Source organism: Flammeovirga sp. AWQ4_249 (genome assembly GCF_056161045.1).
In genome coordinates this window covers 75,253-94,801 of sequence record NZ_JBSWYJ010000011.1, presented here as the reverse complement: position 1 = coordinate 94,801, position 19,549 = coordinate 75,253, and the positions used below count along the sequence as shown (strand labels likewise).

Sequence of the window (19,549 nt, the reverse complement as noted above, 5' to 3'; positions counted from 1 at the left end):
TTTTATAATAATTTTTAGCTGCTAAGTCAATTATTTTTTCTAACTATGTATAACTATGTTCAAAAAGCAAATTCTATTCTATTCTATTCTATTCTACTATTGAACTTATTTTCATGTACTAAATCCAATTTTGAAAAAGAGTCAATTTTTAATGAGAGCTATGACGTTTCTCAAGACATGGCTTTAAAAGTAGCAAATAACTTTGTTTATGATATCAATAATCTAGATAATAAAAGCTCGTTTCGTAAGTCTAATTTAAATAATGATTTGGAGGTAAAAAGTATAGATGTTGTTCTTGGCGTTGATAATTTACCTTCTTTTTATATTATTAATTATATTCCTTCTGGATTTGTTATAGTTTCAGCTTTAAAGAATGACGAACCAATTATAGGATTCTCTTCTAATAATACTTTTGATGTCTATTCTATAAATCCAAATAATGAAGGACTATATAATTGGGTAAACGAACGTAAACTATTCTCTAAGTATCTTAGAAATAATAAAACAGATTCAATAAACACTCATTGGGATTTTGCTGCTCCTCCTGTAGGTGAAGAGGAAACTGTAAATGGAGGAAGTATTTATTATAATGAAGGTCCTTTATTAAATACATCATGGGGGCAAGGGTGTGGATATAATGATTTATTACAATATTGCCAAACAGGTTCATGTAATAAAGTTCCAGCAGGATGTGTAGCTGTTGCAGTTGGTCAAGTTATGAAATATTGGGAATACCCTAATACATATTCTTGGAGTTCAATGTCTGGAGGTTCTTCTGAAACTTCAAGGTTATTAAGAGATATTGGTATATATGTAAATATGAGTTATAATTGCTCTGGATCAGGAGCATATACATCAGATGCTAAAAATGTATTAGTAAATAATTTTGGTTATTCTTCATATGCTTTTTATGGTTCTTTTAATACTAGATTATTTAAAATAGAAATCGATAATGATAGACCTGTTATTTTAAGAGGAGAAGGTAATCAAGGTGGACATGCTTGGGTAGCTGATGGTTATCGACAATACAAATATATAACTATTCATAATCCGGGTACAAATTATGAATATGAATCATATACTTATTCTTCTTTATATATTCACATGAATTGGGGTTGGTCAGGTAGTAATAATGGTTGGTTTTTATCTAATGATTTTACTCCTGGATCATATAACTTTAATACAAAAAAAGAAATGATTTATAGATTATATCCAAATTAAATTATGAAGTATATAATTTTTATTTTATCAGTTATTATCTCTATTAGCTGTACGAAAGGTAATAAAGAAGAAAATATTAAAGAATGTTGTAATTTAACAACTACAGTTTTATTAAGTTTTCAGAATGAATCAGCTGATGATCTATTAAATTTTTCTGAAAGTAATATAATTTTACCATTTGACGAATTCGAGTTACATTATGAAATAGATGGTGAACTATTTAGTTTACAGGATCTTGAAACTACAGCTATTTTAGATAATCCTAATGGGTTACTTATAGAAAATTCTAATAATGAAATACCTACTTTACTTCGTTTTGATGGATTACCATTTTTGAATGATTCTAGTTTAGATATTGTAGAGAGTAAACTTCAATTAAAAGTAGAAGAAAATAAAATTGGTTATATCAATATAGAATATAATAAAATAAATTCAGACTATTATATTAATAAAATAACATATAATAATAATGAATTAACTAAAATTGATTCACATTATTATATTGTAAAATTAAAATAAAAACTGAAAGTTATTCACAAATAATACCAACCATTGTGAATAACTTTCAGTTTTTTTATTGTTTATAGACTATAAAAAGGTATATAAATAAAATCATATCAACAAAAAAAGGGATACCCATTTAAGAATACCCCTTTTTTCATATATAATTATGCTATTAACCTTTCTGAACAACGAAAATCATACGATCAGAAGTATCTTTATCAAAAGAATTCAGCTTATAATCACCAAAAATGTTGATAACTTTAAGATTTACTGCCTCAAATAGCATTAAAAAATCTGATTTATTTAATGCTTCAACTCTTTCTGTGAATATATAGTGCTTTCCTTTGTCTGTAAATTCAATTTGCTTCATTACATGACGATTATTTAGAAACTTATGCACATTAAAGTCTAATTCAGGTCTTTCGATCACAGATTTTTCAGGTAAACTGTTGATGACTTTATAAGTATTAAAATAGTCAAGGACAAAAATTCCCTTTTCCTTCAAACTATGTGCAATCATCTTTAACGCCAATAAATCTTCTTCAGCAGTCTCGAAATAACCAAAACTTGTGAATAAGTTAACGACGAAGTTGTATTCTTCCTTTTTATAAAGCTCACGCATGTCATGAATATTGAACTTTAATCGTTCGTTTTCGAATTGTTGTGCATGTTGAATACTTTCTGTGGATAAATCGATGCCTTCTACATTAAACCCAAGTTTATTTAGAAATATAGAGTGTCTACCTTTTCCACATGCCAGATCAAGTACTTTGTCACTTTTGGAGATCTTTAAATTATCAGAAAGTGTACACATAAATTGTTCAGCTTCCTTAAAATCTCTATTTTGATATAGAATGTGATAATATGGTGTATTAAACCATTGATCAAACCATTCTTCACCCTTTTGCATTTTATTCACTAGTTTTGTTTTTCTATAATAAACAACTCTTACCTTTGTGGTTGTTTTGAGAAATCAATATGCGAAAGTATGCTTTTCATGTTTATGGATCAAAACAAATTTAAATACTGTGCATAAGTTTTTGAAAATTCACCTTTTTCATAAGAAATTAACGTTTTTCAATAAGTTATCAACAATTGTAAGTTTTAATTGTGAATAACTTCGCTTTTTTCTATTGAAAACAACTGTAAATCAGTACTATTAAGTAGTGAATAAAAAAGCAAAATGTTTATCTTTGCATCGACTTATCGTCAGTAAAAATAGCGTGCCTAGTCATTTAAGAAGGATAGAAATTTAAAGACAATCCATGTCAAAACATTACAATAGATACACCGTAACAGCGGCTTTGCCGTATGCAAACGGACCTTTACACATTGGACATATTGCTGGAGCTTATTTACCAGCTGATATTTATGTAAGATCATTACGTCAAAAGGGAAAAGATGTAGCTTTTATTTGTGGTAGTGATGAACACGGTGCTGCGATTACCATTCGTGCACAGAAAGATGGCATTACACCTCAGGATATTATTGATAAGTACAATAAGCAAATTGGAGATACATTTAAGAACTTTGGGATTGAATTCGATTTATTCCATAGAACTTCTGCTCCTATTCATCATGAGACTGCTCAAGACTTCTTTAAAGTATTAAACGATAAAGGAGAATTTGAATTGAGAGAATCTTCTCAATATTATGATGAAGAAGCGAATCAATTCCTTGCAGACCGTTACATTACAGGTACTTGTCCTAAATGTGGTAATGAAGGTGCTTACGGTGATCAATGTGAAAAATGTGGATCGGCACTTAGCCCAACAGATTTAATCGATCCTAAATCTCAAATCACAGGAAATACGCCAGTTTTAAAAACAACGCGTCACTGGTACTTACCAATGAACAAACATGAAGATTGGTTACGTACTTGGATTAATGATGGTGTTTTAGATGGTAGAGAACATCATAATCCTTCTGAATGGAAAAATTCAGTTTTAGGTCAATGTAGATCATGGTTAGACCAAGGTTTACAGCCTAGAGCAATGACTAGAGATTTGGATTGGGGTGTAAAAGTTCCTGTTGAAGGTGCAGATGGAAAAGTACTTTATGTATGGTTAGATGCTCCTATTGGATACATTTCTGCAACGAAAGATTGGGCGGCTTCTCAAGGTAAAAACTGGGAAGATTACTGGAAAAAAGCAGATACGAAATTAGTACACTTTATTGGTAAGGATAATATCGTATTCCACTGTTTAATTTTCCCTATCCTATTAAAATCTCATGGTGACTTTATTTTACCAGATAATGTCCCTGCCAATGAATTCTTAAATCTTGAAGGTGCGAAGTTATCTACATCTCGTAATTGGGCAGTTTGGTTACATGAGTACTTAGAGGATCTTCCAGGTCGTGAGGATGAATTACGTTATGTATTAACATCAATCGCTCCTGAGAATAAGGATTCTGAATTCACATGGAAAGATTACCAAGAAAGAGTCAACAACGAGTTAGTGGCTATTTTAGGTAACTTTATCAACAGAGCAGTTGTACTTACTCACAAATACTTTAAAGGTGAAGTACCTGTAGCTGGCGAATTTACTCCAATGGAAGAAGCAATCATTACTGAAATGAAAGCAATTCCTTTACGAGTTGAAAAATTAATCGAGCAATATAAATTCAAAGAGGCTTTAATTGAAGCAATGAAGTTAGCTCGTTTAGGAAATAAATATTTAGCAGATACTGAACCTTGGAAATTGTTTAAGCAGGATCCAGAGTTAGTGAAGACTATTTTAAATATGTCTTTACAAATTGCTGCAAACTTGGCCATCACTATTGATCCATTCTTACCAAATACGGCTAAGAAAATCCAAAACATGTTGGGTATGGAATCATTGGATTGGAATCAAGTAGGTAATGCTGAATTAGTTTCTGCTTATGATCGTTTAGCTCCAGCTGAATTATTATTTAGCAAAGTAGAAGATAAAGTGATCGAAGCTCAAATTGAAAAATTAGAGAAGACAAAACTTGCTCAAACTCCAGTTGAACCTCAAAAAGAAGAGACTACGTTTGATGATTTCCAAAAAATGGATATCCGTGTAGGTACTATCATTGAAGCTGAGAAAATGAAGAAGGCCAAGAAACTTCTAAAATTGACAGTGGATACTGGTATTGATAAGAGAACTGTAGTGAGTGGTATCGCAGAGTTTTTCTCTCCGGAAGATATTATTGGTAAGCAAGTTTCTATTCTTGTGAACTTAGCTCCAAGAAAAATCAGAGGTATCGAGTCTCAAGGTATGATCTTGATGGCTGAAGATAAAGATGGTTCATTGTCGTTTGTTTCTCCTTCTTCACAAATTGCTGAAGGCGGAATCATTCGTTAATTATATAAACTTTTAAAGCCCACAGTAGTAGTATTGTGGGCTTTTTCTTTCAACTTTTCTACACTAAACTTATGGGCAAAGGATTCGGAAATATCGCTAATTTCATATTTATCATAGCAGCTGTCTCATTACTTCTATTGGCTTACTATGAGTATGATCGCGGTGAAGAATACATGGAAACATTACAATATGCAGGTGCAACAACTTTGTTGTTAGTATTGAGATTTATCATGTCAAAACAAACTGCAAAAAGAGATCAGAATCGTAGAAATGGTAAATTTGGTAAATAGTTAGATGTATTCAGTTCGTGAAATTTATAGCTTAAGAGAAGAAGGTAAATATCAAGAAGCATTTATTACAGCTAGAAGACTGTTAGAGCTTTCTCCTAATGATGAAGAAATTCATGCTGCTATGGCATGGGTACTTTATGATATGCTGAAAGTTGCTTTTCAGGAAAACGAACATCAACAATTTTTAGAATTATATTCTCCATTTGTTGAATATATTCCAGAAGAAGCTGATCGATTACAATACTGCGCTTGTTTGTCTTTTTATGATGAACTTAAAGTATTATTAGAACAGGAAAAATATGATCTAGCAGATCAGCTTTTACTTCTTTTTGCTCCATTAAAATTTCACCCTCAAAAAGAAAGGCCCAAAACTTTTTATCAGATATTGGAATTGGTCATGCACTTCAATCAATATCTTCCTAACTTTTTATCATTTGTACGTACTTGGAGATTATCCAATTTACTTCCTCAACATTACCAAAATTATGGACAAACAATGTCAGTTGCAGAAAGGGTGCATTGGCTTGTTGGTCAACATATTTATGAAAGACAAAAAGATAATGAAGATTTAATTCAAGCTTATGTGAAGCAATTAGATCTATTATTAGAAAGATGTCCACAGTTTGGTTATATCAAAAAAATCAGAGAAAAACTTTTAGGAATTAAGTAACACATAATTAATTGGTTACATAATATCTGTTAACTACCTAAATAGTAACAATGTTACATGAGTTTCGTATTATTGTATTATAAAATAAAAAGAGAAAAAAAGCTGAGTATATAAAGTGATAATGATTAGTTAATTTATTTCATAATACTATAAGCGATTCTTTACCTAAGGTTTGTTTTAATTGAGTAAAGTAATGTAGAACTAGACCACTACATTATGAGAAACAACTATTGATCAATTGATTTTAGCTCTTACAAGTTCCTTGCTTGTAAGAGCTTTTTGTATAAAAAAAGAGTAAACTTCCATTTACTCTTTCTGTAATTTTACTTTAACAAATCAAAGTGTGAACAATTGATTTCAAAAGCAGTATTTACTTTTCTATACCTAGTTAAATCTTCATCGTAGTTTTCATTATCATCTTCCCAATCATCACAAGTATTGAAAAAGCGTTCTGAAGTAATCGTAAATCCTTCTTGAGAATACTCTGAATATTGTCCTTCACTGATCCAAGCATATTCAAAACCCTCTGATGGAGAAATTCCATATCCATAAGACATTTGGAAAGTACCATTTGATTTTACAATTACTTTGATGATTTCACTACCATTTTCATAAATGTAGTAATCATTATTTTCTTCTGGCGAGATTGTCTCTGTTTCTTCACATCCTAATAGGGCAAAAGAAAATAGGATGCTTAAGCTGAATAGTTTAAAAAAATTAGTCATGATAAAAAGTCAAATAAATAATATTGAATCGACGTAAAATTACTCATTCAAAGTGAAAATACAAGTTTCTTTACCTCCCTATTTTAATGTAAATTAGGGCATGGAACCTACATTAACACAACAAACGAATACTACTACAATCACAAAATCTAGAATTGATGTTGTAGATGTACTTAGAGGATATGCAGTAGCGATTATTATGCTTATCCATAATATTGAACATTTTAATTATTACCATTATCCTGATAAGGCTTTAAACCCGGATTGGTTAAACACTTTGAATACCTACTTATTTGATGGTATCTTTTTTCTGTTTGCAGGTAAGACGTATTCAATTTTTGCCCTTCTATTTGGTTTTACTTTTTATTTAATGAATAACAAACAAGTCAAAAAAGGTAAGGATTTTGGCTATCGTTATTTGTGGAGACTTTTGACATTAACCTTATTTGCTTGTATCAATGCATTATTTTTTCCTGGAGAGGTATTAATGTTATATGCATTAACAGGCGTGGTTTTATTCTTTGTCAGAAATTGGTCGAATAAGGCTTTACTAATAGGGGCGATTTTCTTTTTACTACAACCTACAGATATAGGTTTATATCTTTACTCATTGATTAATCCTGATTTTGTACCTGCAGATAGAATGTTTGTTGCTCCATGGAAAGCAGCAATGGCTATTATTAAAGAAGGAAATTTCTTAGAAACCTTATGGGGTAATTTTACCTATGGTCAATCATTTTCTTTATTATGGGCAATAGAATGTGGAAGAGCTATTCAAACCATGGGATTATTTATCCTTGGTTTTTGGTTAGGAAAAGTAGGTGCATTCAAAACTGAAAATTATCCTTATTGGAAAAAGGTATTGCTATATTCATTTATAGCTATGCTTCCATTATTATATCTAAAAGGTGAATTCTTAGGAAGTGATCATCCTGAAGTAATTAGAAGAACACTAGGAACTACTTTCGATATGTGGTGGAAATTTAGTTTTACACTAATTTGGGTTGCTGTAATTGTTTTGGTGTATAAATCAGACAAAGTAAAGCAAATAAGTAAACCATTTCAGACTTATGGTAAAATGAGTATGACCAATTATATATTACAATCTGTTTTTGGAGGAATTTTATACTTTGGTTATGGATTTCACTTAGCAGATACCTGTGGAGTAGCTTTTAGTCTTCTAATTGGTTTCGTCTTTTTATTTTGTCAAATGATGTTCTGTCATTTTTGGCTAAAGAAATATAAACAAGGCCCCTTCGAAATGCTATGGCATAAATTGACATGGTGGCCTAAATTCTAATCCTTAATTTCTTGATGATTTTTTTTAAAAGAATAAATGAATCCAAAATTGAAATTATCATAAACCAGTTCATTACCACGAATACCATAACTGATACCTATCATGGTTTTGTTCGTTAATTTTAAGTAATATCCAATGGCTACAAATGGAGAAATAGAAGATACATTAATATCAGCTTCTAAATCTAACATTTTACCATATCCAACTCCACCTTGTACTCTTAATTTACTTTTATCTGCTATGATAAATTCCTTGTAGATACCAAAGTTAATATCAAGTCTTTGTTGTTGCTCACTTGGGTGAAGATTTAAATCATCATTTTTTCCGAATTTGTAGCCAAAATTTCCAAAGACACCAATATTTAATTTTTTAATAACAGGATAACCACCTTCAAGTTGTAAACTTCCTCCTTTTGTATTTAGGTAAGTATCATTAGCAATACCTCCTAGAAAAATAATTTCTTGAGAAAAAATAGTATGACTTACCAATAAGAATAATAGAGTTAAGAAATATTTTGTGCAGAAAGAAAGCATTAATATATACTTAGAAAAAGAACTGTTGTGATGATAATTTTTATATAAGATATCGTTTTAAAAAATGAATAAAAAAATCCCATCAGAATGAAATTGAATTCTGATGGGATTTCTATTTATAGTAATATTAAATATTAGAAGTGCTTAATAATAAAATCAGTCAATTTACTAGCAAGTTTACCATATGGAGGATAAACAGGTTTAATTCCTGTCATTCCTACCCTATTTTTTAAAACAGCTCTTTGATTACTGAAACCAATAAAACCATACTTTCCATGTGATTTGCCAATACCACTGTTATTGACTCCTCCAAAAGGAAGTTCTGGATTATTGATGTGTACTAATGTTTCATTAATAGAAGTACCTCCAGCAGTTGTATTATTTAAGACCTTTTTAATTAGTTTTTTCTTTTTCCCGAAGATATATAAAGCAAGAGGTTTTTCTTTCTCTTCAATTATTAGTAAAGCTTCATCTAATTGATCATAAGCCATGATAGGAAATACAGGTCCAAAGATTTCTTCCTGCATGATACGCATGTCATTTGTTACATTAGTGACCAATGTTGGAGGAATATAATTTGTACTTTCATCCATCTCTCCATTCATCAAAATTGTAGCTCCTTTTTGAGCTGCTTCTTCAATGATACCTTTGATACGATTAAAGTGGTTATTATTGATGATTCTACAGAAATCTTCTGAAGCACTGATAACTTCTCCATTTGGAGAATAAAATTCATTAATAGTATTGGTCATTTGTTCTACAAACTCATCCATACGATGTGTAGGAACTAAGGCATAATCAGGAGCAATACATGTTTGCCCAGCATTGACAAATTTCCCCCATGTGATTTTATCAGTGGCATCTTTTAAATCAGCATCTTCACAAATAACTGTAGGAGATTTTCCTCCCAACTCTAACGTGACTGAAGTAAGGTTTTCAGATGCGGCTTTCATTACAATTTTCCCAACTTGGGGACTGCCTGTAAAGAAAATATGATTGAATTTCTTTTTTAATAATTCAGTAGAAACATCAACTCCACCTTGTATTACTTTAATTTCATTGGCAGGGAATAGTTCATCCAACATTTTCTGAATAAAACCCGAAGTGTGTTTAGAAATCTCACTTGGTTTTAATGCTACTGTATTTCCAGCTGCAATGGCATAAATTAATGGAGCGATTGCCAAGTAAAATGGGTAATTCCAAGGAGCAATAATTAAACAAGCACCTTTTGGTTCAAAAACTACTTTAGATGATGTTCCCAACATACTTAATGGAGTACCTACTTTTTGCGGTTTCATCCATTTTTTTAAGTTTCTCTTTGTATGTCTAATCAATCCCATTGTACTGAGTATCTCAGTGGCATCGACTTCGATTGGATTCTTTTTGAAATCTAAATGAATAACCTTCTGAATTTCGGTTCTGTTTTTTAGGATATACTCTTCTAATTTCGCTAACTTTTGAATACGTTGTTTGGCATTTGTGGCTTTAACATTTGCAGTATTCTCTTTTAGTTGAATGAATATATCTTCAATTTTTGAACTTGAAATTGATGGGTCCATTATAGCGTCCATGATGAATTGATTAGAAATTTGATGAAAAAATTAATAGTAAAATACTATTATAAAATGTGAGAATTACGTTAATTACATGAATATCTTAATAACATGCAAATTTAATGTCATGTGCTAACCAATAATCAACACAATAAACAGAAATAACTATGGCTATTGATCATACTAATGATCCCTCAGTAAAATCATGGGTCAGCGTACCTTCAGACTCTCAATTTCCTATTCAGAATTTACCGTACGGAATTTTTAGTACATCAACCAAAACGAAAAGAGCGGGAATTGCGATTGGAAATGATATTCTTGATTTGGAAGAAGTAGCTCTTTTAGGTCATTTTAATGGTATTTTTAAAGATGCAGCCATTACTTTTTCACAAGAGATATTGAATCCATTTCTAGCAAAAGGAAAGAAAATACATCAAGAAGTTCGTGCTAAGATTTTCGATTTATTAAAAGAAGGAAATACTGAATTAGCAGATAAAAATGTATTGGTTGCTCAAAAAGAGGCGACGATGCACTTACCAATTCAAATTGGTGATTATACGGACTTCTATTCTTCAGAAGAACATGCAGTCAATGTCGGAACGATGTTTAGAGGAAAGGACAATGCATTAATGCCAAACTGGAAACATCTTCCAGTAGGATATCATGGACGTTCTTCTTCTATTGTAATTTCAGGAACACCTATCAAAAGACCTAATGGACAGAAAATGCCTCCGGGAGCAGAAACACCTGTATTCGGTAAATCCAGTCGAATGGATATCGAGTTAGAAATGGGCTTTGTGGTTGGGCAATCTACAGCTTTAGGAGAAAGTGTATCCGTTGATCAAGCAGAGGATTATATCTTTGGTTTAATGCTTTTCAATGACTGGTCTGCCAGAGATATTCAAAAATGGGAATATGTACCTTTAGGACCTTTCTTGGGTAAAAACTTTGGTTCTACCGTTTCTCCATGGATTGTAACATTGGATGCTTTAGAGCCTTTCCGAACAAAAGGACCGGAACAATCTCCTACTCCACTTCCTTACTTACAAAATGATTCACCTTCTACATTTGATATTAATTTAGAAGTCTATCTAAAAACTGGTTTAGGAAATGAAGCTAAGATTGCTACTTCAAACTTTAAATATTTATACTGGAGTATGGCGCAACAATTAGCACATCAAACAGTGAATGGTTGTAATTTAAATGTTGGAGATATGTGTGCTTCTGGTACTATTTCGGGACCTACAAAAGATTCTTATGGTTCATTATTAGAATTATCTTGGAATGGAAAAGAACCTCTTCAAATTGGTTCAGAAACACGTACATTTTTAGAAGATAATGATACAATTACACTGAAAGGTTTTTGTGATAATGGTGATTTAAGAATTGGTTTTGGTGAAGCTATTGGACAGATCGTAGAATAATTAAAAAGATAATTTTAATATATATTTAAAGGACGTATCTATTTTTAGTAATACGTCCTTTATTGTTATTCCTCGTTTAGAGAATTATGAAATTCAACATGATACATCGACTTCTATTCAAAATTTTTCTTCCAATCATTTCTCTTTTATTTGTTTGTTTTTCAGTTTTAGCTGCTGAATATAATGATAGCATTATTGTCAAATCTAATTCTGAAAGAACTGCAGAAATATTGAATATTCTTACCCAGAAAACATCTGATTCAGTTCGAGTAATTCAGTTGAATGAAAATCAATATTCAATGATAGAAGCTAGTTCAGCTATAAAGGTATTTCAGCTTGAACTGTATGAAGTCATTTTTTTAATAATTAGCATTATTATAGGCATTGTAGGTCTATTCTATCTCTTATTATTTATCAGAAAGCAAAAGGAATTAAACCTAAAAAAAATAGATACTTTGTCTGATAGAGAATTGGCAGTAATAGCATTAGTTCAGAAAGGAAAAATGAATAAAGAAATAGCAGATGAATTGAATATTTCATTGAGTACTGTCAAAACGCATATCAATAATATCTATAAGAAATTGAAGATCTCTGATCGTAAAAAGTTGAAAAATATTGTAATAAAGCATTTAAATGAGGTATGAGTATAAAATCCACCCTCAACTAGAACTCTTATCCACCTCCTTTTTCAATTATAAAATAAGATCATGATTTAGTTTTACTTCATTATTCATTTAAAGTAAATCTCATGAAATCATTGATTAATAATTTTAGTTTTTTTCTTCTATTCAACCTTCTTTTAACTACTCTTTATGCTCAAGATGTATCAAAATGTAAATCGTTTGTTTCTATTTTAGAAGAAGGAATTCAATTAAAATCCATTGATGAAATTAAACCTTGGCTATCAGAAGATTTTAGTATTTTAGGACAAAAAGGAGAGATAGCAGAACAGGTAATGCAAATGCTATTTACTCAAAAATTAAATGATAATATTCTTTCTATTCAAGAGGTAAAGCAATTGAAAGAAGAGAAGAAACTTACGTTGATATATAGTTTTGTATATGAGAACTTAGGAACCCAAAAAACAAGCATCTCTTTTAATGAAGAAAATAAAGTGATTTCACTTTCTCTGATAGAAGCAAAAGTGAAAGTATTACACAAAGAAGATAAATTAAAGGTGCATAATTTGTCTGCAATGAGTTATCAAATTATTCCATTTGAACTCAAAAGTAAATTACTTATTGTAGATGTTATTCTTAATGGACAACCAAGAAAGTTTATATTAGATAGTGGTTCTTCCAGAACTATTTTGAATACTGAATTCCAAGCAACAGAAGAATCAAAATCAATATCAAATGCTAAAGGGAAAGGTGTTCATAATATTGAAGTGAAAAACCAACAAGATATTTTGATTATTCCTTCCATTCAATTTGGACAGTTGAAAGCTGAAAATGAAAAAGTTTTAGTAACTGATCTTTCTACATTTAGTAAAGAAACAAATACAGAGATTTATGGAATCATTGGAACAGATTTTATACACCACTTTGATATCTCATTTGATTATGAAAAGAAAGAGATCACATTAATTCAACCAAAGGCTTTCATAGAATACCAAAAGACAGTTGATCGACATTCAGAGTATACTAAGTTTCCCATTAAAGAGATGAAAGGGCATTTACCAATTATTGAAGTTCAAATTGATCATAGATTTTTTGATATGGCGATTGATTGTGGAGCTGGTGCCAATTTATTTTCAATTCATCATTTTGAGCTATTGAAAAGTAATTTAAAAAGAGTGAAAACAACAGGACTAATAGGAATTTCAGGAAGTAAAGAAGAAGTCAAAAAAGGAAAAATAAAGAAGATGTATATCGGTGATTTTGAATTTAAATCCATCAATACAGTTTTTTCAAACATAGATCATCTCAACAAGAATACGATAATCGATGGAATTTTGGGTTTTGAAATAATGTCCAAGCAGAAGTTCATTATTTCTTATCAAAGGAAAGAAATATTGATTCAGAATAGATACCTTTAGTTTTTATTTTCAATTATGATAAATTCAAACTACATTGTTATACACTATATAACATAGCTCTAAAACATCTTTTTAATTTACTAGCATATGAAACGTTGTTTCTTTTTTTTTCTACTACAAACACTTCTATGGAATCCAACCGCATACGCTTTTGATGTAAGCGTAGATAATGAAGAATTTTGTATAGATAACTTACCTAATACCCTAATTTTTACAATTACACATCAAAGTAATGAGACTTTTCAGACTGTTTCAGGTTTAGATCAATTGGGGATTTTGACGAATGTTATTACATCATCACCTACAGTAACTTATTTAGTAGTTGCTATTGACGATGACAATATTACTATTGATAAACATGAAGTTGTCGTTACAATGTTGGATAATACCACTTCTGTAACTTCTAATGAGACTCAAATCGTTGATGTTTTTGGGTTAATCCAACGTACTATCAACTTTAATCCAATTACTGATTTGATATATAATTGTGATTATGTTTCAATCAACTTTACAACAGATGGAGATACGCTAACCAATGAGTTAGTGTTAGTTTATGTAAATGATAGATTTTATAAAGAACAGCAATTAACGATCGATGGTACTCAAGGTACTTTGACAGATATGCGTATTGAGCGACCGTTAGAAGATTCATTACGGTTTGATATTTATCTAGAATCATCAAGAGATAATCAATGTTTGAATAGACAAAAAGTAAATGAAGGAGATCTTGGTGCCGTTGCACCCATTGCAAGAGCAGTAATCGATGATAATTATGTTGTGGCTTCTCAAACCTATGGACAACTTACATTTTCTTCCAATTCAATTAATAGCGCTGAACAATTATGGGAAGTGTATGAAGATGGAAATTTAATAGGTTCGTCATTCTCTTATTATAATGCTGATTTTATATTCAATTTTGCTACTCCTAATCTTAAAAAAGGAGAAAGCACTCCCTATAAAGAATATGATGTTGTTTTGATTGCAAGTGATGCTTCAGGAGCCATTAATTGTCAAAGTGGAATTAATAGAGATACGCTAAGAAATGTAGAGGTTCCTTATTTTCCAAGAGTGAAATTACCGACAGCCGTTTCAAAGAGAAGTAGTGCTAACGAAGATGGCAGTTATCGTTTATTGATTAGAGATAGAGTGTCTATTGATAATTTTAATATAAAGATCTTTAATGCGACAAATCTTTTAGTATTTGAGTCGAATGATCCTAATTTTATTTTTGGAGATGATGAATCGTTGAGTTCTTCATTATACAATGCAAAAATAAAACTGGAATATGATGATGGTCTGGTAGAGAACTTGAATACTTCATTTATTGTAACGCCCTAACTCACTAGACGAATGAAAAAATTACTATATACTTTCTTACTTCTTTGTTCAACCTCACTTTATGCACAGGATTTGATTACTGCAAATCCACTTTGGTTACCTTCTTCACATAACCCTGCCCTTGCGGGATCGACTTATAATAAAGCGAATGTTGGAATTAGGTATGCTTCACAACATGAAGGGATGGAATATGTAAGTGTTGGAGGTAGTATTGGCATTTATAGAAACTCAAGCATGCGAAATGGGTTTGGACTTGGGGTATTATTCGATAGAGTGAGAATACCAGTTATGAATGGAGAAGAAGAAATTACAACGCTTACTCAACAGACATTTAGTATTCCATTGTCAATGACATATAGAAATATGGATCATGCATTTAGTTTTGGAATTTCATTAGGTTACTTGATGCATCAATTTGGAGATAGTCCAGGAGTCTATTATAGTCAATTGGATTCAGATTCAGATTTTATTGGAGCAACACCTTCTTATTCTTTAGCTATGCGTCAAGAAGGAACTGTTGATATTGGCGGTGGTATAAGTTTTTATACCCATGAAAACTTTTTCGTAAGTGTTTCTGCTAAACATTTGCAAGGTTTCATTAATCAAAATGATGAAGTGAGTATTCTACAAGATTTGAAACCGAGATTTGAAGTGATGAGTAGATATATTTTCTTTGATCCACGCTCAAGTAATGGTGTAGAGACTACAGTAGGATTTTTTAATCAGGGAGCAAACAATGAAATGTACATTTCAGCAGAAGGAAGATTATCTGTTATAAAGATGGGTGGAGGATGGATCCCTTCTATTTCTGACTTTTCTAATTTGTCTAGAGTGTTTATTACTACTTCAGTCAAAGTTCCTTTTGGAGATAAAGCGAGTTATTCAAAGATTGGTAGGATTAATAAAGAAAGTGATCATATAGAATTAAGGGTATCCTATTATCCTCCAATTTCAAGTATTTCATATTTACAACCTACTGTTGAATTTACATTATCAGCAGGATTTTCAAATGACTCTTACAAGAAATCTATAAAGAAATTAAGTACTTTACCGGTGTTGTAATGATAGATATTATTAAAAATAAAAAAGTACAGACCTTGCATTGATCTGTACTTATTGAGAGATAAAATGGGAAAATTTTATTTGTTAAGTTCGCGAAATCTACATTCTCCGATCTATTAATAAGAATGATTGAAAGATGTGATTTTCTTATTATTACATTACAAATATGGTTTAGAGTATCAATAGAGTCAAATAGATTTTATTGAGTTAAGTATATAGAAAATCTATGAGGAGATCTGCTACTCTATTTTTCCATTTTATTTATTGTAAGAAATTATTTTCGGTACTAAAGGCAAATTCAGTGTGAGAACTTTCCTTACCTATCTCATTCATATCTGATGTATTCGTATGACTTCCGAATCCTTTTGTGATGATTCGATTTGAAGCTATTTTATTTTTTACCAAGTAATTTTTTAAGCTATTGGCCCTATCTAAAGACATTTCTCGATTCTTTTGTTCTCTATCAAATTCATTACAATAATTTTTTACATAGAAATAGAGTTCGGGTTTCTTTTTTAGGTGTTCTACAATTTTTTCCAAAACTTCATTACTAAGTTTAGTGATTCTATCAGATCGTTTTTCAAAGTACATATTGAAAAGAATGTGCTCTTCATTTTCCGAAATATGCTCGAAAGATATTTCTCTTTTCTTACTGAAAACCAATTTATCAGCGCCTTGTATTTCTTGAGCAGAAGTATAACTATAATTTGAGATTTGAGCAATGACTCCTATCCCACCAAATGTAGCCCCATTATGAATAAATTCAGAATGTCCATTAGCATTCGTAATACCATTTAAGCCTCCATAAGTTTCTAATACTACTGAAGAATAAGTGTTATTAGCGGCAATATAACCACCACCACCTCCTCCTCCTGGACCTTCAGCTTCAGCTTGATATATGATCATTTGTGAACCACCATTTCCACCATTTGCAGTTACAATTATATGTTCAATACTCCCTTTGTTATCTAAAATAATGGCACCTCCGCCTCCACCTCCTCCGGGAGCATCTCCAGCTCTATGTCCTGAATCACTAATATTGATGGTAGTCGTTAAAGCAGCTTCACCATTGGCTTCAATAAGGCTTATCCCATTTCTTTTGCCATAAATATTTCTATTGCATAAGATATAGATGATTCCACCACCATTGCCTCCTTTTGTTCCATTAAAATTGTTAGAGTCACCGGCTCCACCTCCTCCACCAAGAAAAATTCTTCCTGACGAATAATCCAATGGTCTACCACCTAAACCACCATTATTTTGTCTTCTATCTCCTGACCAAGTTTTATCTCCTGGACCTTTTTTAAAAGCATTACTTCTTCGAAATGAAAAAGAATAACCACCTCTGCCACCTCCTGATGAAATGGAATATGGAGTGAGTGACTTTTCTAGAGCCCAAGCTTTTTTCCATTTTTCTTCAGAAATATCAGGATTTCCATTTCCGGTCCAATCCATTGGAATACCAGCATTAGCACCACCACCACCACCAGCATTATGGGAGTTACCACCACCGCCTGCATTGGCAGCAGCACCTCTTCCGTATTTACCATTATAAAAATGATTGTATTCTGTATACCATCCAGCAACACCTTCTCCTTTTTCGGCACCAATAAACGGAGAGAAGCTTCTATAGTTCATCACTTCCATATCGACCCTTTCGGTTTCATGGTATTGAGCAGCAGTATTTTGTCTTCCACCCCTAAAACCTAAACCAGTGGCTGTAATTTTAGCTTTATTTCTTATCACAAGATCTTTATTCACTTCAATAGCCAATACTCCACCGTATTCACCATTCCAACCTTCAGTGGTAAGTGTTGAAATTTCTTTTAGAATAAGGTTACTATATCTCGGAACTCTCACAATTTGTGTTTTCCCTTTTATGGTGTAATCATTTTTAACCTTTTCTGTTAGAAAAATAAGAGAATCATTTACTTGAGAGATTTCTTGAAATTCCCAATTTCCACATTGATGATAATCGATAATTTCTCCATAAGATATACTGTCATCAAGAGCATTTATTTCAGCGCCTTGCATTTGGATTATCATAATAAGATCACCTTTATGTAGTGGTTTCTTAAATCTATTTTGAGTATTTAGATGATAATTTTTGACATTGATTTGAGTTGTTCCTTTCTGAATATCTTTTGTCAATGTGGTAAATTCATTGACAATATTTCCATTTCCTTGAAGGGTAACATCTCCAAGTTTACCCTTTTGACCGAGACAAAAATGAAATGAGAAAAATGAGAGTGTTATTAATATAATTCTAGACATGATTTTAGTAGATAAGTTGTTCTTCGTTGATAATTTCGAGTAATGAATAGGAAAGCCCTAAGGCAGGGAAATCATTTGTATTACTTAAAATGCATACACCAATATTTTTTTCGGGAACAATGAAACATACAGATGGAAAGCCCGGAGTTTGAGAAAAGCTAATGACAATATCTGTATTCAGTATAGTTTTGTTATGCCACCCCATGGATAAACCTCCTTTAATAGCTTTTAAATACCAAAAGTCTACATCTTTAATTTCTGATTTTTGTTGCCATACCTTTTCAATATTTACTTTTGGAGCTGCTCCTTGATAAGAATTATTATTCAATCTCAATAAATATTGGATCCATTTTGTGAAATCAGAAGTGCTCATATAAAGTCCATCTATATATGCACTATTCATATGATATGGTGATGCCATTCGATAAACGTTTTGAATAGCTCTTTCGGTAGAATCTTCAGGAAAATCTCTGTAAAATAGTCTGTAAGGATGGACGAGATATTGATCTTTTATATGTGAAAAAGTTGCTGATTCAATACCTAAAGGATGGAAGAAAGTTTTTTGACAATAGTCATTAAAAGTGGTCTTATTGACTGTTTCTATCAGATCTACCAAGAGTAAATAATTTACATTAGAATATTTTGTTTTTTTCTGTGCATCAAAATAAATAGTATTCTCACTAATGTCTTTCGTTAACTTTTGAGTTTCTTTAGGACCTTTTTGAAGTCTTGTTTTCTCATCATAATAGCCTGCAGAATATTTTCTTTCTACTCTAAATTCCATTTCCCGGATTCCAGAATAATGATAAAGTAATTCCTGTACCTTGATATCCCTAATCAACGATTCTTCTAAATTTAAATGAGGAAGATAATGCCCAATTATACTATCAGGATGTAGAATTCCTTTTTCAAATTCATGTTGAATTGCAGTAGCGATAACTGTTTTGGTGATATCACTTAGATAAAACATCGAAGAATCATTGATAGGAGATTTACTAATATGATCTTGTATGCCAAAATGCTTTTGATAGAGAATGCTATCCGCATTAAAGACAGAGATTGAAGCTCCTTGATTGGAGTAATTAGATTCAAGATCACGATAGATGTGATCAATACGATTTTCAATAAAATTTACTTGAGAGTATACTTCTATTTTTAGACATAGAAATAGAAGGCTCATTGTGAGCATTGGTTTTAAGTTCATAGTAAAGCGTTTAGTTAGATTTTTATTTAGTATTTATAATTTGCTATGACACTATTGTAAAGATATGTAAAAGTAATGTAATTA

At 31.2% G+C, this 19,549-nt stretch carries 17 protein-coding genes; 11 read left to right on the top strand and 6 right to left on the bottom strand.

Annotation, left to right across the window (positions count from 1 at the left end; all coding sequences use genetic code 11):
• Window positions 1-45: 45 nt before the first annotated feature.
• Together ACXAHM_RS10860 and ACXAHM_RS10855 are read left to right on the top strand one after the other, a co-directional pair.
• Complete coding sequence (locus tag ACXAHM_RS10860) at window positions 46-1,221, top strand: C10 family peptidase (protein WP_474960466.1); 1,176 nt, start codon at window positions 46-48, stop codon at window positions 1,219-1,221.
• Window positions 1,222-1,224: 3 nt separating this feature from the next.
• Entirely contained in the window at window positions 1,225-1,740 is a 516-nt protein-coding gene (locus ACXAHM_RS10855; protein ID WP_474960465.1) for a hypothetical protein, read from the top strand.
• A gap of 157 nt (window positions 1,741-1,897) precedes the next feature.
• Here the strand turns inward: ACXAHM_RS10855 and ACXAHM_RS10850 are convergent, their stop codons facing one another.
• Window positions 1,898-2,635 carry a class I SAM-dependent methyltransferase gene (locus ACXAHM_RS10850; protein WP_474960464.1) on the bottom strand — a complete coding sequence of 246 codons (738 nt, stop codon included), beginning with the start codon at window positions 2,633-2,635 and terminating at the stop codon, window positions 1,898-1,900.
• A gap of 355 nt (window positions 2,636-2,990) precedes the next feature.
• Here ACXAHM_RS10850 and metG point away from each other — a divergent pair, with 355 nt between their 5' ends.
• The 3 genes from metG to ACXAHM_RS10835 all read left to right on the top strand — a co-directional run bounded on the left by metG (window position 2,991) and on the right by ACXAHM_RS10835 (window position 6,014).
• Window positions 2,991-5,054, top strand: coding sequence for a methionine--tRNA ligase (gene metG, locus ACXAHM_RS10845; RefSeq protein ID WP_474960463.1), 2,064 nt, complete (start codon window positions 2,991-2,993; stop codon window positions 5,052-5,054).
• 71 nt (window positions 5,055-5,125) lie between these two features.
• Complete coding sequence (locus ACXAHM_RS10840) at window positions 5,126-5,344, top strand: hypothetical protein (RefSeq protein WP_474960462.1); 219 nt, start codon at window positions 5,126-5,128, stop codon at window positions 5,342-5,344.
• 4 nt (window positions 5,345-5,348) lie between these two features.
• A complete protein-coding gene (locus ACXAHM_RS10835) occupies window positions 5,349-6,014 on the top strand; it encodes a hypothetical protein (protein WP_474960461.1) in 666 nt (221 codons plus the stop codon).
• A gap of 323 nt (window positions 6,015-6,337) precedes the next feature.
• Here ACXAHM_RS10835 and ACXAHM_RS10830 read toward each other — a convergent pair whose 3' ends face one another.
• Entirely contained in the window at window positions 6,338-6,739 is a 402-nt protein-coding gene (locus ACXAHM_RS10830) for a hypothetical protein (protein WP_474960460.1), read from the bottom strand.
• Window positions 6,740-6,839: 100 nt separating this feature from the next.
• Between ACXAHM_RS10830 and ACXAHM_RS10825 the strand changes: the two genes are divergently transcribed.
• The gene (locus ACXAHM_RS10825; protein ID WP_474960459.1) at window positions 6,840-8,039 is read left to right on the top strand and encodes a DUF418 domain-containing protein; all 1,200 of its coding nucleotides are present in this window, start codon (window positions 6,840-6,842) and stop codon (window positions 8,037-8,039) included.
• Here the strand turns inward: ACXAHM_RS10825 and ACXAHM_RS10820 are convergent.
• Window positions 8,036-8,572: a hypothetical protein gene (locus ACXAHM_RS10820; protein WP_474960458.1), complete on the bottom strand. Its 537-nt coding sequence runs from the start codon at window positions 8,570-8,572 to the stop codon at window positions 8,036-8,038. The genes ACXAHM_RS10825 and ACXAHM_RS10820 overlap by 4 nt on opposite strands.
• A 134-nt stretch (window positions 8,573-8,706) precedes the next feature.
• Complete coding sequence (locus ACXAHM_RS10815; protein ID WP_474960457.1) at window positions 8,707-10,143, bottom strand: aldehyde dehydrogenase family protein; 1,437 nt, start codon at window positions 10,141-10,143, stop codon at window positions 8,707-8,709.
• A gap of 149 nt (window positions 10,144-10,292) precedes the next feature.
• Here ACXAHM_RS10815 and fahA point away from each other — a divergent pair, with 149 nt between their 5' ends.
• The 5 genes from fahA (at window position 10,293) to ACXAHM_RS10790 (ending at window position 15,987) form a co-directional block, all read left to right on the top strand.
• Window positions 10,293-11,549 carry a fumarylacetoacetase gene (gene fahA, locus ACXAHM_RS10810; RefSeq protein ID WP_474960456.1) on the top strand — a complete coding sequence of 419 codons (1,257 nt, stop codon included), beginning with the start codon at window positions 10,293-10,295 and terminating at the stop codon, window positions 11,547-11,549.
• A gap of 98 nt (window positions 11,550-11,647) precedes the next feature.
• Window positions 11,648-12,193: a helix-turn-helix domain-containing protein gene (locus ACXAHM_RS10805; RefSeq protein WP_474960455.1), complete on the top strand. Its 546-nt coding sequence runs from the start codon at window positions 11,648-11,650 to the stop codon at window positions 12,191-12,193.
• 551 nt (window positions 12,194-12,744) lie between these two features.
• Window positions 12,745-13,587: an aspartyl protease family protein gene (locus ACXAHM_RS10800; protein WP_474960510.1), complete on the top strand. Its 843-nt coding sequence runs from the start codon at window positions 12,745-12,747 to the stop codon at window positions 13,585-13,587.
• A gap of 87 nt (window positions 13,588-13,674) precedes the next feature.
• A complete protein-coding gene (locus tag ACXAHM_RS10795) occupies window positions 13,675-14,925 on the top strand; it encodes a hypothetical protein (RefSeq protein WP_474960454.1) in 1,251 nt (416 codons plus the stop codon).
• A gap of 12 nt (window positions 14,926-14,937) precedes the next feature.
• Entirely contained in the window at window positions 14,938-15,987 is a 1,050-nt protein-coding gene (locus ACXAHM_RS10790) for a PorP/SprF family type IX secretion system membrane protein (protein WP_474960453.1), read from the top strand.
• A 261-nt stretch (window positions 15,988-16,248) separates the two neighbouring features.
• Here ACXAHM_RS10790 and ACXAHM_RS10785 read toward each other — a convergent pair whose 3' ends face one another.
• Window positions 16,249-18,261 (bottom strand): OmpA family protein, encoded by a 2,013-nt coding sequence (locus tag ACXAHM_RS10785; protein ID WP_474960452.1) that lies wholly within the window; start codon window positions 18,259-18,261, stop codon window positions 16,249-16,251.
• Between the two features lie 4 nt (window positions 18,262-18,265).
• On the bottom strand, window positions 18,266-19,465 hold the full coding sequence (locus ACXAHM_RS10780; protein WP_474960451.1) for a serine hydrolase domain-containing protein: 1,200 nt from the start codon (window positions 19,463-19,465) through the stop codon (window positions 18,266-18,268).
• Window positions 19,466-19,549 lie beyond the last annotated feature (84 nt).